Below are 15,598 nucleotides of genomic sequence, written 5' to 3' on the forward strand. Positions count from 1 at the left end.
CATAAAATCGCTACACTAGGGTCATTGAGTTTCATATCTAAAAGGAGTTGCTTTATGGTTGCCTTTCTGCAGTTCTATGCTTTCATTTTCGCCTGTTGTTTCGCCTGGCAAGTAGGACGACCTTCATCCTGGTCTCAAAAGGTCACACGTGCCTTTCTAATCAGTATCAACAGTCTGTTCATCTTTTTTCGAGCGTCCGTGTCCATCTTTCTGTTGATCGGACCGTTACTGCTCGTTTCTTACGTCTTATTTCCGAACTTATTATACTTCGCAGGACCTTTGTCCATCATCATCAGCATACTTGTCATCGGCCTGCTCGACCGGCTCGTCAGCTTCGTCATCCTGCCGATTGTCCGTTCGTTCTTCCTCAAAAAAAATCGGATGATGCCGCAGATACTTGAAGCTGCACTTTATACCTTCTCGATGGGTGTTCTCCTTTATGTGAATTTGACGGTCGTACCCGGCGTGCAGATTAACGTGATGATGGCGGTTTTCTTTGGCTTCACCCTCTATTTTGCACACTACTTGTTTGCCTTGTTTCGGATTCGCCAACTTAAGAAAAAAATAGCTTCCACACCTGAAAAACGCTGATTTGAACCAGCGTTTTTTTAATTAATCATTGACAATGATAATCGTTATCAATTATATTCTAAGAGTACTTACGTCAGGAGATGATTACTATGAACGCCCGACAACTGATTTTAGAACGACGGTCTGTGCGTGCTTATACGGATCAACCGATTCCAAACGAGATGATTGAAGAAATTCTCGAAGCCGCTATTTATGCACCGACTCATAAATTGCGTGAACCTTGGCGATTCGTCCTGGCAAACGAAGAAAGCCAAGTCCGGTATGTCGATCAATTGATGACGTTGCTTGCTGAGCGTGGTCAACTGGATCAAAAAACAGACGAACAACGTCAGATGATGCGTCAAAAATTTGCTGATGTTCCTGTTTACTTGACTGTTTTATATGAAGTAAAAGGAACAGAAGATCAGCAGATGGAAGATTTACTCGCGACCGCTGCCATGATTCAAAATATTCAACTCCTCGCGACTGAACTGGGTTTAGGCTGTTGTTGGAAAAGTGGAAAACATTGGTTCACGGATGAATATGCTGACATGATCGGTGCTTCAGAAAATGAACGTGTCGCAGGAGTCATTCAATTCGGATGGCCTGCCTTGATTCCCCCGCTGAAAAAACGAACGGCTGCACGTGACAAGTTAACGCACTTCTAAACCGGTGCGCATTCTGCGGGCTACCCCTGCTCGCGCCAATCAAGCCCCATAAAATCAGTTAAAGCGCCCATCTTCTCATTCCCTCCCCAAACGGAATCGTGAAAGATGGACGCTTTTTTGATGTCTGATTCTGAACGACAAACAGAGGTGGCGGATTTAATATCCACTACCTCTGTTCTGTTTCATCCGCTTCGATTAAATCAAACGGTCTTCAGTTCTTCCGGACGCATCGGCGCATCAGGAAGCGCTCCCGTCAAAATATGATCGACAATTCGTTTCGTCGCCTGTCCATCTTGATACGTAAAGAACCGGCCCGCAAACTCTTCAATCTGTTCCGGTTCGAACTGGTTCGCCTTGATCCAGGAAATGACGTCATTGAATGACGAGACAATCGGTCCCGGTACAAACGATTCGTAAGGGAAGTAAAAATCACGTTCTTCCTTATACGAGTTCAAATCGTTAACGAGGAAGATGATCGGTTTCTTCAGCAAAGCAAATTCAAAAATAACAGAAGAATAATCCGTCACTAAAATATCCGCCACCTGCATCAAGTCATTGATGTCCGGATAATCCGTCATATCGATGATTTGATTCGAAAACTCTGCCGGCACGACCGGTCGGTTCAAGACAAACGGGTGCATCCGTAACAACAGAATATGATCCGGTCCCAGTTGTTCACGGAACTGCCGGAAATCCAGCTCCTGATCGTAATGGGCGGTTGTTTGCCCATTCCCACGGAACGTCGGTGCCAGTAGAATCAGCTTTTTCGACCGCCATTCTGGATACTGATCATACAGTTTATGCTCAATTTGAACTTGCCGCTCCCGATTTAACAACTGATCCGTCCGCGGAACACCAAATGGATGAATCCGGGTTGAATCCATGCCAAAAGCTTCTGCAAACGGCGCGATGCAAGCTTCTCCCGAAACATAGACTTTCGAATAGTTGCGGTGGATAGCTACCATCTTCAAATAATCGTCATCCGGTGAATAAGACTTATCGAGGACACTGTAACCAAACTTCTTGAATGCCCCACAGGCGTGCCACAGCTGGATGACTTCTGTTCCTTTACGTAACGTCGAGACATAAACGGGATAATAATAGTCATCAATGATAAAGTACCGGGCCGTCGCCAGCTCGTATGTCGCACGCATCATATGGAAGACGTATTTGATTTGTCCCATTAAATTTTGCGGGAACCGTTTCAATAAAAACACATACTGAAATCCGAGTTCCCGGCTTTCAAGTTCATCATAAACAGCGCGGAAGTTATCGACGAGCTTATCGGAACGATACGTCGCGAAGACGACTTTTTTTGTCTGTACCGGAAAAAACTTCGAGATCCAATACGTCACCACAAGCAAATAATGGACCGTTCGTCGCTGAATCAAACGTAATTTCTGTTTCATAACGTGATCCCTTCTCTTCCCACTTTCATTGTTACATGCACCATTCCATGACGGTTTTACCGAAACGATTCGTCAAATCACTTTCAAACGCTTGATGAATATCTTCGATTTGGCGAATCTGGAATACACCGGACACGAGGTTCGACAAATAGGCCGGAATATCTGGATACAGCTGATACAATTCCATCGTCCGTGCGAAATCAGCCGGGGTACTCCGACTTGATCCATAGACACGTAAACCTTTTTCAAGAATCATCCGTGTGTTGACAGCGACCGGTTCTTCCGAAACACCAAGCAATGCCATCGTCCCTTCAGGAATGATGTAATCAATCATCTGATTGATCGCATATTGACTGCCGATTCCACCGACACATTCAAATCCATGATTAAACGAGACATCGTCTGGAATTTGATCGATATGATACGTCTCATCCGCAAACGAGAAGTAATCCAGCTTAGATTGCGTTTTTCCGAAAACAAGCAATTTCGCTTCCGGATATAATTTACGTAACATCAACGCGGTGATGAACCCGAGGTTGCCGTCTCCCCAGACGCCGAATGTTTCACGACGGCTGTGGGCGATCTGATCGAAACGTGTCATGGCATGAACGGACACACTGACAAGCTCCGTGAATGCTGCGACTTCCGGATCCAGATCAGCAGGTACTTCGACGAGACGATCAGGCTTGATGAACACATAATCCTGCATATAACCGTCATAACCACTCGAGCGGAAACGGCTTGTCCGCAAGTAGTTTTCCCCGATGATGTCATCCGTTTCCGCTGGTGTGTTCGGAACCATCGCCACCAATGTACCGATTTTAAACGTTCCGGACGGATCATGGACTACCTTACCAATGCCTTCATGAATCATCGCCATTGGTAACTTCTTCGCTAACACTTCCGCACTGCGGCTTCCCGTAAAGTAGCGTTGATCCGCATGACAAATCGATAAGAACGTCGGGCGAACGACGACCCGGTCTGAATTGAGTGACCGTTCGTCATACGTCACCTCGATTTGGCGTGGCGCCACGAGTTGGTAGACTTGGTTTATCATTGGTGAATCCGCTCCTTCAAAATAGCATTGGCGATGCGGAGATCGTACGGCGTCGTTACTTTGATGTTGAACAATTCACCTGTGACGAGCGCGACCGCTTCACCTTTGAGCAAAAGAATCTTACATGCGTCTGTCAGAATCGCCCGCTCATCGGTTGATAATGCTTCGTAATGATTTTTCAGCTTTGTGATTTGGAAACTTTGCGGCGTCTGTCCTTGATACATTTGATCACGGACTGGAATATCGGAAATCGTTTTTCCGTCTGTCGAGGCGACAATCGTATCGATGGCTGAGATGACCGTATCGCATGCTCCGTATTCGAGTGCTGTCGAAATGTTTTCTTTGATGATCCGGTGCGTCAAGAACGGACGGACCGCATCATGTGTGACGATGACATCCTCGTCTGATAAACCATTTTTATTTTCAATCCAGTTGATGGCTGCCATGATGGATTCGTTGCGGTCACTGCCGCCTGCCGTGATGACAATCCGCTCATCGGTTCCAATATATTTCTCCAAGATATCACGTGTATAGTTGATCCAGGCCGTTGGAGTCACAATGATGATTTGATCAAAATCTTCGTGTAACAGAAACTTTTCAACGGTATGCACGAGAATCGGACGTTCTCCGATTGAAAGGAATTGTTTAGGACGATCGACATTCCCCATTCTTGTTCCTTTTCCGCCAGCTAAGATTGCTGCATAAATCATCTTGTATCGCAAAGTTCCCATCCATAGACAATGGCGCTGCCATGGGTCACTTCGCTTCCCTCCCTTATATAAAAAGTTTTTTTGTTTCCACTTACCAGCGATGTGGGTATGTCTCACAATATGGTCTTTTTTTGACGATTCTATCCACCAAACCAAAAAAAATAGACAAAGTTCTATTTTTTTTGCACCATCACGATATAATGATGGGTGATTTCTAATATCACTATACTATGTTCGTGATGATTTTAAAAATCTGTCATTGTTGTGTAAATGCATTGTAATCATTTAAGCGAGGAGAGATTGTTTTGACAGAAGAAACACAGATACCGACATTACAGGCACACGTTAACTATCTAGAACTAGCGGGAACGAAATTCCGATTCGAGGCACGTCTTTTCGGATTAACTGATTTCCTTCAGGCCGAGCAGCTACTTTTTGAGAATCCTGCCGTTCCTGAAGACACAGAAGAAATACAACCGGAAGATGGATACATCCAGTCCGAAGCACCGGTCGAACCGATTCCTTTAGAACGGGCCGTCATTTTCCGTAACAAACGAAATAAACGGACATTCATACTTCGCTTCCCGTTTGAAGGGGACTGGACGGAAGAAACGTTCAGCGGCGAGCTTGATCTCAACCATCTGACTCCGACCGGACGACCTTTGCCAATGGGTTACTTCGATGCTTTCTTCGGAATCGTCCAAGGAAAATCAATTTTACATGAAGCTCCATTTGGTGATACACGGTCCTTGATTCCGGTCATTTATCGTGTTGAAACGAAACATAGCAATGTCTTGCTCAAACTCGAATATGAACTGGTCGTCCAGTATTCAGAATACAGCAATACCCTAAGTTTCCATTCCCTTAAGCAAGGAGAGACGAAACGTTTTATCCGCTTGATCGAAAAATTCAACAAATCGAAAAAGAATTGGCGGAAACGCGCGTTTAAATTCCGTCGTTTTACATTCAAGAGTATTTACAATGTCGCAAAATGGACGCAACCAATCCAAGACAACAAAGTTGTGTTTGCTTCGGATTCCCGAAGTGATGTCAGCGGGAATTTCGCCTATATCTTAAACGAAATCGAACGCCGGGATCTCAACCTGGATGTTAAAACGTTCTTCAAACCCAATTTGCAGTCCCGCCGCGATTGGCGTGATAAATTTACGTTGCCGTATCACCTCGCGACAGCCAAAACGATTTTAGTCGATGATTTTTATCCGATGATTTATCCGCTCAGCATCCGGAAAGGAAGCGATCTTGTTCAAGTCTGGCACGCAGTCGGAGCCTTCAAGACATTCGGATACAGCCGTCTCGGTAAGCCGGGTGGCCCAAGTGCCAACTCGCTCAGCCACCGAAACTATACGAAAGCCATCGTCAGCTCGCATAACGTCGCTCGTCACTATGCGGAAGGATTCGGATTACGGGAAGATCAAGTCATCGCAACCGGAATTCCCCGGACAGATATGTTCTTTGACCAAACCTACATCTCCGATGCCAAGGAACGGATTTACGAAGAATATCCTGTCTTCAAAACAAAAAAAGTCATCATGTTTGCTCCGACTTTCCGTGGAAACGGCGCGAAAAGTGCCCATTATGATTTCAGTCAACTCGATTTGGATGCTTTGTATGAAGCTTTCCATGAAGACTACGTCTTCGTCTTGAAGATGCATCCGTTCGTCCGCCGCCGGATGGAGATTCCGGAAGTGTATGCTGACTTCTTCCTCGACTTGACGGACCACCGGGAGATCAACGAATTACTGTTCGTCTCTGATATTTTGATTACCGATTATTCATCGACTTGTTTTGAATTTTCACTGCTTGATCGCCCGATGCTCTTCTTCGCTTACGATTTAGAAGATTACATCTCAAAACGTGACTTCTATTATGACTTTGAAGAATTTGTTCCCGGACCAATCGTCCGTACCTCGGAAGAGTTGATTGAACGGATTAAGAACGAAGATTTCGAGATGCAAAACGTCAAAGCTTTTGCTGAATACTTCTTCGAGCATCAGGATGGGAAGTCGAGTCAACGTTTCGTCGATCAAATCATTCTTGGAGAAAACGAATGAATCAAACACCAAAACCAATGACCTTTTCCTATGATCATTGGCTCGGGAACTACAAAGTACTGCTGATTTTCATGGTGGTGTTCGGACATCTAATTGAGACGTTCCGTAATCTGGATGGGAATGATCCGGTCCAAATCGTCTACAACATCATTTATTTGCTGCATATGCCGGCTTTCATCTTCATGAGCGGATATTTTTTCAAGGAAGTCAGACCGAAACGAATCATTTCGTTTGTCGTCCTCTATTTCATCTGGCAATCGATTCATGAAGTCTATCTTGCTTACGTCAATGAGAAGACGGCCGATGGATTGATGGACGGTCTCCTTCATCCGCTCGTTCCGAGTTGGACGCTCTGGTACCTGCTCGGAATCATTATTTGGCAGATCGTGACGCCGGGATTTCTGACCTTGCGTTATCCGTTGTTGATCAGTATCGCGTTTGCGCTGCTGATTAACGCCAATCCGGGTTCGATTACGAACTTCCTGTCTTTGCAAAAGGTCATCAGTTTTTATCCGTTCTTTTTGATGGGCTATCTCATCAAAGAGCGGGGATGGCTCGCGGACGGGCGGATTCGTGACCGGATGACGTCACCCCTCGGCCGTTTGACCGGATTGATCATTTCTGTTTCCATCGCCATTGCCATGGCGGTCTGGACAAAAAATGGATTCGATACGGTCTGGTTGTTCTACCGGGACACCTATGGCGAGTTTGACGTTCCGATACTCAAAGGCGCATTGATTCAACTCTTTTTATATGCAGTCAGTACCGTGATGATTTTCTCCATATTGATGATGGTTCCACATCGTTCGTTCGGTGAACGGTTTGATCAGATCGGAATTCAGACGTTGGCGATCTATCTGTTACATTCGTTCATCGTCCGTCTGTTTCGTGACTCTGTTCCACCATGGATTGCCGAATCGCCGGCGTTGCTGATTGGTTCCTCCTTCTTGCTCGCCCTGTTCTTCGTTTGGATGTTATCCAGTCGTCCAATCGTTCGATTGTTCCGACCGTTGTTATCTCCAAACGTTAACTGGCTGTTCAAGAAAACGCTGTAAATGTCAATTCAACAAACAGTTGATACAGGACCAGAGCTCATTTCTTGAGATCTGGTCCTTTTTGTAACGGGGCGATAAAATTGACAGGTTCTTTCTCTTGAAACTAAGATAGTAAAGGTAGATCAAATAAACGCTTACACCAGCGTGCAGAAAGAAGGGATCCCCTTGCAAGCGGATCAACGTAAAAAATTAACGGTCCTGATGATTAACATGTTCATCGCCGTCGGGAGCTTCGGGATCATCATTCCGATTCTGCCCGCTTACTTAGCTTCAATCGGTCAAGGCGGTACTGCTGCCGGTTTGATGATCGCGATTTTTGCCGGCGCACAGCTTGTCATGTCACCGGTCGCCGGTAAATGGGCCGATCAGTACGGTCGCCGAAAGATGATCATCTACGGTTTGATCGGACTGACGTTATCGATGTTCGTCTTTTATTTCTCGAACTCGGTTACAATTCTCTACATCTCGCGGGCAATCGGCGGTGTCGGTGCCGCGCTGTTGATCCCTGCGATTTTTGCCTACGTCGCAGATATCACGACGATGGACCAGCGCGCAAAAGGTAACAGCTTCGTCTCCGCCGCGATGTCACTCGGAATCGTCATTGGTCCCGGGATCGGCGGTTTCCTCGCCGAGTTTGATTTAAAATTACCGTTGCTCGTCTCAGCACTCGTTTCACTCCTTGCTGTAGTTTTCAGCGTTCTGTTGCTTCAAGAAAGTGACGTTCATGATGCAACCGCGATGGCACCGGACGAAGGATCGATGTGGAGCAAGCTCGGCGCATCGTTCCATAAACCGTACTTCGTCCCGCTCGTCATCACACTGGTCATGAGTTTTGGTTTGATGGCGTACGAGTCCGTGCTTGGCCTGTTCGTCGACAACCAGTTTGGTGCGTCACCAAAAGACATCGCCATCATGGTGACGTCGACTGGAATCATCAGTGTCATCGCCCAGATTTTCGTCGTCGATAAACTGTCCCGCAGTCTCGGCGAAGGCAAAGTCTTGAACATCTTCCTTTTAATCGCGACGCTTGGCTTCTTGTTGTCACTTCTGACAGCAAGTTACGGCGGCTTCTTCGCCGTCACACTCGTCATCTTCCTTGCGACGTCAATCCTGCGTCCTGTTTTGAACACGATGATTTCAAAACTGGCCGGAAACGAACAAGGATTTGCTATGGGGATGAACAACGCCTACATGAGCATCGGGAACGTGCTCGGTCCGACACTGGCCGGATTGTTATATGATGTCAACATTCTTTATCCGTTCATGCTCGGACTTGTTTTCCTTGCCGTGACACTGATCGGATCTGTCATTTGGCAACGTCGTCAGTCCCGTTTGATTAAAAAGATTGAACAGACATCTTGATTCAGATGTCATAACAAAAGCAGGAGGTCGTCCGATTGGATTATCGGAGAACCTCCTGCTTTTTTCATATGGTATGGAAATATCAGCCATGCAACGTCGTCCGGTCCCACCAAAGCGCCTGCAGGAAGCGGAGGGTTTTGACAAACGTTTCGACGACGAGCAAGACGAGTAAAAATGCTGTGAATCGTAAATCCAGGGCATGGTTCAGGACCAGTCCTAACAGAAGCGTCGTCACAAAGACACGTCGTGTCAGCTCAATTGAAGACACTTCGAACGTCGTGACGATACTGAGTCCGATACTGTATACCAACAGGCCGACCAAGATGCTGACAGGAACGGTTTCTACTGTATAGTCCACCAACAGATACATACTTATAATCAATCCGATCAAAGCTATCCAGTACGTGTATCGCATATCTGTTCCTCCCTTTTGATCTCATCATAGCAAATTCTGATTCCTTCATTTTCAGTGCCACGAAACAGGCAAATGGGAAACTAAAAATCCGTTCATCCGTACTGTTTTTGATGAGCTTTCTTTAGCTTCAAGTACTCTTCATCCGCCCGGATCAAATCCCATTTTTCCTGAAAGATTTCTGCCGATTTTGCTTTTTCCGGATCAATTTCCCGTTCGTTTAACTCACCTGTCTCTTTATTCTTGTACTTACGTCCGCCTTTATAATTCGTATACCGGCGTGCCCGCGTATGTCCCATTTGGATGAACTTCCGCGCCATGTCCATTCCGACGAAGTCTTCGGCCTCTTTATAGTCGAGGTACATCTGATAGATTTTTTCGGAAGATTCTTTGGCAATTTCCGGCGTCTTGAACCGCCAATGCGGCAAGATTTCTCCTTTATACGGTTCGACGAGCAACACACCCTGTTCGCCCCGTCCGACCCGGTATTTTTCCGGTTCCTTCCGAAAATCCGTTGTCTTAAAATCAAGATCGTAATCAAATGCCATGTGCAGCGCTCCCTTCTTCTAAAGGATTCCCAGGAACGTTCTTCTTTAATCGTGTTGATACAATCCGGTCGTATACACAGCCGTCAAGGTTTTAGCGATTTCTTCAATCGATGCTGTCGTCTCTTCCCGGACGACTTCGAACAGATACATTTCGTTGGCAAAAAACCAGCCGCGGCCAACGAGTGTCGGATTCAAGTCCGGACGTGCAAGTCCCGCTGCTTGCGCATAATGAATATCGTGACTGATTCGTTCGATGAACCGTTCGCGGATCTGTTTCCATTTCGCCCGGATGACATAGGATACGCCGATTGCCTGCTCGACGACCCGGAGCATCTCCCGCTCCTGCTCAGCCAGCTGTAAAAAAGCCGTCGCCTGTTGCTCGATTTGTTTTTTCGCCTCTTCAGCCGTTCCAGGCTCAAACGGCTGTTCCGCCACTTGATGGAAACGATCCATCACGTCTTCCATCAGGACGATCAACAGTTCATCTTTTCCTTCAAAATGGACATATGCCGTTCCGTAGCCGACACCCGCCCGTTTGATGATTTGCGAAATCGTCGTCGTCTGAAAGTCATTTTCAAGAAATACTTCCCGTGCTGCGACTAATAACTTTTCCCGCGTCCGGACTGTCCGCAAATGCCGTTTGTCCATTTTTGATTCATCTGCTTTCATCGTGATCAACCACCTCTCCTGATTCTCTATCCGATAATATTGACACAGTGTCAATTTGTTTGCTACGCTTTTCTCAAAATTGATTACTGATTCATTTGAGGAGGAACGGACATGACATTGAACGCATCACGCAAGCATGCCATCGAACAGGATCAACAGGATATACTCGCTCCATACCGGAACGAATTTTATCTGCAGGAAGGTTCGATTTACATGGACGGCAATTCGCTTGGTCTGTTGTCGAAACGGGCGGAAGCAACGTTACTCGAATCACTCGCCGATTGGCGGGAACTCGGAATTGACGGCTGGATGAAAGGACGCCATCCGTGGTTTGAACTGTCGGACAAACTGTCTGCCTTGAACGCTCCGCTCATCGGCGGAAGTGCGGATGAAGTCATGGTGACCGGTTCGACGACGGTCAATCTGCACCAACTGGTGGCAACATTCTTTGCCCCGTCCGGACAACGGACAAAGATTTTAGCAGACAGCTTAACATTCCCGTCTGATATTTATGCGCTCCAAAGCCAACTTAGGTTGCGTGGACTCGATCCGGCAGAACATCTCGTTCAGGTCGAGAGTCGCGACGGACGATTCCTCGACGAAGCAGACATCATCGCCGCGATGACGGAGGAGATTGCGTTGATCGTCTTACCGACCGTCCTTTACCGGAGTGGTCAGATTTTAGATATGGAGCGTCTGACACGGGAAGCCCATGCCCGCGGTATCTTGATTGGCTTTGACGGCTGTCATTCCGTCGGTGCGATTCCACACGCCTTTCATGACTGGGGCGTCGACTTTGCCTACTGGTGCAACTACAAACATTTAAACGGCGGTCCAGGAACAGTCGGCGGACTGTTTGTCCACGAACGGCATTTCGGTACATTGCCGGGTCTGACCGGCTGGTTCGGCTCCCGTAAAGATAAACAGTTTGATATGGATCATACGATGACTCCCGCCGAAAATGCCGCTGCCTTCCAAATCGGAACGCCACACGTCTTGAGCCTTGCCCCGCAAATCGGTGCACTCGAGCTGTTTGCCGAAGTCGGGATCGACGCAGTCCGGACAAAGTCATTGGCATTGACGGACTACATGATGACGCTCGTCGATCAGGAATTGACGCCGTACGGCTTTATGATCGGGAACCCGCGTGACGACAAACGACGTGGTGCTCACTTGAGTCTCGAACATCCGGAAGCAGCACGGATCTGTAAAGCGTTGAAGGCGCATCACGTTATTCCTGATTTCCGGGCACCGAATATTGTCCGCCTGGCCCCTGTTGCCTTGTATAATAGCTTTGAAGATGTCTATGAGGTCGTTTCGATTTTGAAAACGATCATGGACGAAAAACAATATGAACAATTCAAGAACGAACGCGAAGTCGTCGCGTAAGGAGGAATTATGAAAGAACACCCTACTGAACTACGGCGTGACTTAAAAACACGTCAACTGACAATGATTGCGATGGGCTGTGCAATCGGAACGGGACTCTTTCTCGGGAGCGGTCTCGCCATCAGTCTCGCCGGACCAAGCGTCCTCGTCAGTTACGCGATCGGTGCCTTCATCGTCCTGCTGTTGATGGGTTGCCTCGCGGAAATGACCGTCGCCCATCCGACCTCCGGCTCATTCGGAACGATTGCTGAAATGTACATCAGTCCCTATGCCGGTTTCCTCGTGCGTTATTCTTATTGGGTCGCGAATGTCTTGGCGATCGGCGTCGAAGTCAGCGCCATCGCCATCTACATGAAATACTGGTTCCCCGACGTACCCGGTTACATCTGGATTTTCGTCTTTGCAGCGGCGTTGATTTATATCAATGCCACGACCGTCAATACGTTTGCGACATTCGAATACTGGTTTTCTGTCATTAAAATCAGTGCCATCCTGATGTTCATGATTCTCGGGGCTTACCTGGTCTTCGGGAGCAGTTCACCGGAAATCGGTCCGCAAAACTTCACGAATGACGGTGGCTTCATGCCGTTCGGATTCTCCGGTCTCTGGATTGCCGTCTTCATCTCGCTGTTTAGTTTCCTCGGGACCGAATTAATCGCCGTTACGGCCGGTGAAGCAAAGGATCCGGACGTCGCTGTGCCGAAAGCATTGAAAGCAACGGTCTTCCGGCTGTCGACGTTTTATGTCATCACGATTGCTTTGATGCTGATGATCGTACCGTGGCAGCAGGCCGGCGGTGTCGATGAAAGTCCGTTCGTTAAAGTGATGGAAATGTTGTCGATTCCCGGTGCGGCCGGTATCATGAACTTCATCATCCTGACGGCTGCTTTGTCCGCGATGAACAGTCAGTTGTATGCCTCGACACGGATGATGTATTCATTATCGAAAGCTACCTATGCCCCACGAATCTTCAGCCGCCTGAATGCGAAAGGCGTACCGCTCTTCGCACTCGCTGTGTCGACACTCGGCATATTCCTCGCTGCCGTCATCAGCAGCCAATCGAGTGTCTCCTATCCGTTCATGATGGGGATTTCGATGTTCGGGGCGATCTTCACCTGGTTCATGATTTTCATCTCTCATCTCTACTTCCGGAAAGCTTGGGAACGGGACGGCGGACGAAAACTGCCCGTCCGGATGATGGGCTATCCGTATTTGACGGCACTCGGCGCCCTTCTGTTATTTGCGCTTGTCATCACGACCTGGTTTACGGATTTCCAGATTGTCTTGAAGTTCGGTATTCCCTGGTTAATCTTCCTGACAATTGCCTATGTTTTTTGGAAACGTAATAATCCGCCGCAAGCGGATCAGACGAAACGTTCACAATCACTTTGATGTAAAGGGGATCGAGTGGAATGAAACAGACAGATGCGACAAAAATTGAGGAAACGATTCAAACCGACTTCAAAAAAGACATGTCTTACGGGGATTATTTACAGCTCGATTCGCTTTTGACAAGCCAGCAACGGTTGTCGGATCATCATGACGAGATGCTGTTTATTGTCATTCATCAGACAAGTGAGTTATGGATGAAACTGATTTTGCATGAGATGACGGCTGCCATTCAGGCGATTGCCGACGATCAACTCGAACGGTCGTTTAAGATGCTGGCCCGCATTTCAAAAATTCAACAACAGTTGATCCAGTCGTGGAGTGTCCTCTCGACGCTGACACCGGCTGAATACCTCGAATTCCGGGATTCGCTCGGACATTCGTCCGGATTCCAGTCGTACCAAAACCGGCAGATTGAGTTTGCGCTAGGCTTTAAGAATGCCCAAATGTTACGCGTCTATGAGCATGAAACGGCGTTGTTCGCTCAATTGAACGATGACTTAAAGACACCGAGCATCTATGACGAAACCGTCCGGGCGATGCACCGGCGCGGCTTACCGATTGACGAGACGATTCTCAAGCGGGATGTCACGGAAGACTGGGAAGCTGATCCGAGTGTCGAAGCTGCCTGGGCCATCGTCTATCAAGACGTCGAACAGTACTGGGATTTGTATGAACTCGGCGAAAAGTTGCTCGACATCGGCAGCCAGCAACAAATGTGGCGCTTTAACCACATGAGCACCGTCGAACGGATTATCGGTCAAAAGCCGGGAACGGGTGGTTCGTCCGGCGTCAGTTATCTGCGCCGTGTGCTCGATCATCGGTTCTTCCCGGAACTGTGGTCGGTCCGGACAAAACTTTGAGGGGGAATCTTGCATGAACCGTTGGATAGATGTCTCACAACCTTTAACATCGTCGATTACGACGTGGCCGGGTGATACGAAATTTGACTACACCATCAATTGGAGTAAAGCCGATACCGGCTCCGTCAACGTCGGACAGGTCACGATGAGTCTGCATACCGGCACTCATATCGATGCACCGTTCCATTTTGATGATGCCGGTCAAAAAGTCATCGATTTGGATCCGGATCTTTATATCGGTCATGTCCGTGTCATTTACTTGCCCGGTCGGACGGAACTCGTGGCAAGTGATCTCGAGGCATTTGATTTAACCGATGTCCGCCGGTTGATTATTAAAACAGACGGCTGGGTCGATAAATCGATTTTCCCGGAAACGATCCCGGTGCTGACACCAAGTCTCGCCGAACGTCTTGGAGCACTCGGCGTCGAATTGATTGGTCTTGATTTACCGTCCGTCGATGCGATTGACAGTAAAGAGATGAGTGCCCACCATGCGCTCGCCGCACATGGAGTTCATATACTCGAAGGGTTGGTTCTTGATGCGATCACACCGGGTGATTATCATCTCAATGCCGTCCCGCTTCCGCTCGTCGACGGTGACGGCAGTCCTGTCCGTGCGTTGTTGCGACCGTATTAAAAAAACCGACAGAACGCTCTTCCGAGAGTTTTCTGTCGGTTTTTCAGTTTTCCTTGACCGTTACGGGGAACAATACGTCTTCCGTCCGTTGCATGATCTGTCCGAGTACTTGAAGAGACGGATCGACTTCAAAATCAATGTCGAGCGAATGGTTGGCTCCTTTTATTTGTTCCAGCATTAGGTTCGAGCTGCCGCACCGTTCCAACGCTTCCGGACTGAACTGACGATCGTGGTCACCGATGACGAGTAAACCGTGATGCCGGCTGTTCGCAATCGCCTCGACGATTGCCGGATCTTTTAAGAGAGGCGTCAAGAGAACAACACGCGCTTCCGGAAACAATCCGCGGTGCATCATCGTAACCAGCGGTACCGTTCCGAGCGATTTGGCAATGAAGTGAATCGTTTGATATGTACGTGAACGTAACACCTCATCGATGACCGCTTCAATCCGCCGACTCATCTCCGCATCTCCCTGTTCGTCCGGCAAGCTGAACAAATCATCCGAGACATACTGAATCTCAATCACGTTCACGCCCCGCTTCAATAACATCATTCGACTGAAGTAAAAGTATGGATGATCATACGCATAACCTGCGCCGGACAACATAAAGCAGACCTCATCCGACTCGGAATAATAGTGATTATAGGCAATCGTTTGATCCCCCAGTCGTGTCTCGCAACGCCGAATTTCCATCATGGCTCCCCCTTTATTTTTTCCTTACTTTACCATTCCCATTATCAATCGTCTATTTAAATCCTCTACATACTAAACAGCCCCCTCCAACGCT

At 47.7% G+C, this 15,598-nt stretch carries 16 protein-coding genes; 9 read left to right on the forward strand and 7 right to left on the reverse strand.

The features are described from left to right. The first annotated feature begins 54 nt into the window (after window positions 1-54). Together P402_RS0115690 and P402_RS0115695 are read left to right on the forward strand one after the other, a co-directional pair. Window positions 55-591, forward strand: coding sequence for a hypothetical protein (locus tag P402_RS0115690; protein WP_026829551.1), 537 nt, complete (start codon window positions 55-57; stop codon window positions 589-591). A gap of 89 nt (window positions 592-680) precedes the next feature. Beyond that, window positions 681-1,238, forward strand: a complete 558-nt coding sequence (locus P402_RS0115695) for a nitroreductase family protein (protein WP_026829552.1) — start codon at window positions 681-683, stop codon at window positions 1,236-1,238. A gap of 200 nt (window positions 1,239-1,438) precedes the next feature. On the opposite strand, the gene P402_RS0115700 is transcribed toward P402_RS0115695, so the two are convergent. Genes P402_RS0115700 through P402_RS0115710 form a run of 3 tightly spaced genes read right to left on the reverse strand, consistent with a single transcriptional unit; the run spans window position 1,439 to window position 4,414 of the window. After that, window positions 1,439-2,647: a CDP-glycerol--glycerophosphate glycerophosphotransferase gene (locus P402_RS0115700; protein WP_026829553.1), complete on the reverse strand. Its 1,209-nt coding sequence runs from the start codon at window positions 2,645-2,647 to the stop codon at window positions 1,439-1,441. A gap of 31 nt (window positions 2,648-2,678) precedes the next feature. Next, a complete protein-coding gene (locus P402_RS0115705) occupies window positions 2,679-3,704 on the reverse strand; it encodes a ribitol-5-phosphate dehydrogenase (protein ID WP_026829554.1) in 1,026 nt (341 codons plus the stop codon). Then, on the reverse strand, window positions 3,701-4,414 hold the full coding sequence (locus P402_RS0115710; RefSeq protein WP_026829555.1) for an IspD/TarI family cytidylyltransferase: 714 nt from the start codon (window positions 4,412-4,414) through the stop codon (window positions 3,701-3,703). Before P402_RS0115710 ends, P402_RS0115705 begins: the two co-directional genes overlap by 4 nt. A gap of 305 nt (window positions 4,415-4,719) precedes the next feature. Here P402_RS0115710 and P402_RS0115715 point away from each other — a divergent pair, with 305 nt between their 5' ends. The 3 genes from P402_RS0115715 (at window position 4,720) to P402_RS0115725 (ending at window position 8,903) form a co-directional block, all read left to right on the forward strand. Then, a complete protein-coding gene (locus P402_RS0115715; protein WP_235188898.1) occupies window positions 4,720-6,486 on the forward strand; it encodes a CDP-glycerol glycerophosphotransferase family protein in 1,767 nt (588 codons plus the stop codon). Further along, entirely contained in the window at window positions 6,483-7,541 is a 1,059-nt protein-coding gene (locus tag P402_RS0115720; RefSeq protein ID WP_026829557.1) for an acyltransferase family protein, read from the forward strand. Before P402_RS0115715 ends, P402_RS0115720 begins: the two co-directional genes overlap by 4 nt. Before the next feature lie 165 nt (window positions 7,542-7,706). After that, on the forward strand, window positions 7,707-8,903 hold the full coding sequence (locus tag P402_RS0115725; RefSeq protein WP_026829558.1) for an MFS transporter: 1,197 nt from the start codon (window positions 7,707-7,709) through the stop codon (window positions 8,901-8,903). A gap of 82 nt (window positions 8,904-8,985) precedes the next feature. On the opposite strand, the gene P402_RS0115730 is transcribed toward P402_RS0115725, so the two are convergent. From P402_RS0115730 to P402_RS0115740, 3 genes are all read right to left on the reverse strand, one after another. Further along, window positions 8,986-9,318: a hypothetical protein gene (locus P402_RS0115730; RefSeq protein WP_026829559.1), complete on the reverse strand. Its 333-nt coding sequence runs from the start codon at window positions 9,316-9,318 to the stop codon at window positions 8,986-8,988. Between the two features lie 92 nt (window positions 9,319-9,410). Beyond that, on the reverse strand, window positions 9,411-9,863 hold the full coding sequence (locus tag P402_RS0115735; protein ID WP_026829560.1) for a DUF4385 domain-containing protein: 453 nt from the start codon (window positions 9,861-9,863) through the stop codon (window positions 9,411-9,413). A 45-nt stretch (window positions 9,864-9,908) separates the two neighbouring features. After that, window positions 9,909-10,532, reverse strand: coding sequence for a TetR/AcrR family transcriptional regulator (locus tag P402_RS0115740; RefSeq protein WP_026829561.1), 624 nt, complete (start codon window positions 10,530-10,532; stop codon window positions 9,909-9,911). Between the two features lie 111 nt (window positions 10,533-10,643). On the opposite strand from P402_RS0115740, the gene kynU reads away from it, so the two are divergent. Genes kynU through kynB form a run of 4 tightly spaced genes read left to right on the forward strand, consistent with a single transcriptional unit; the run spans window position 10,644 to window position 14,810 of the window. After that, window positions 10,644-11,921, forward strand: a complete 1,278-nt coding sequence (kynU, locus tag P402_RS0115745) for a kynureninase (RefSeq protein WP_026829562.1) — start codon at window positions 10,644-10,646, stop codon at window positions 11,919-11,921. A 9-nt stretch (window positions 11,922-11,930) separates the two neighbouring features. Next, a complete protein-coding gene (locus P402_RS0115750; RefSeq protein ID WP_026829563.1) occupies window positions 11,931-13,313 on the forward strand; it encodes an amino acid permease in 1,383 nt (460 codons plus the stop codon). Between the two features lie 20 nt (window positions 13,314-13,333). Continuing rightward, window positions 13,334-14,173, forward strand: coding sequence for a tryptophan 2,3-dioxygenase (kynA, locus tag P402_RS0115755; RefSeq protein ID WP_026829564.1), 840 nt, complete (start codon window positions 13,334-13,336; stop codon window positions 14,171-14,173). A 13-nt stretch (window positions 14,174-14,186) separates the two neighbouring features. Next, on the forward strand, window positions 14,187-14,810 hold the full coding sequence (gene kynB / locus P402_RS0115760) for an arylformamidase (protein WP_026829565.1): 624 nt from the start codon (window positions 14,187-14,189) through the stop codon (window positions 14,808-14,810). 43 nt (window positions 14,811-14,853) lie between these two features. Here the strand turns inward: kynB and P402_RS0115765 are convergent, their stop codons facing one another. Next, a complete protein-coding gene (locus P402_RS0115765) occupies window positions 14,854-15,504 on the reverse strand; it encodes a cyclase (RefSeq protein WP_235188899.1) in 651 nt (216 codons plus the stop codon). Window positions 15,505-15,598: the final 94 nt, after the last annotated feature.

This window comes from Exiguobacterium sibiricum 7-3 (assembly GCF_000620865.1).
GTDB lineage: Bacteria > Bacillota > Bacilli > Exiguobacteriales > Exiguobacteriaceae > Exiguobacterium_A > Exiguobacterium_A sibiricum_A.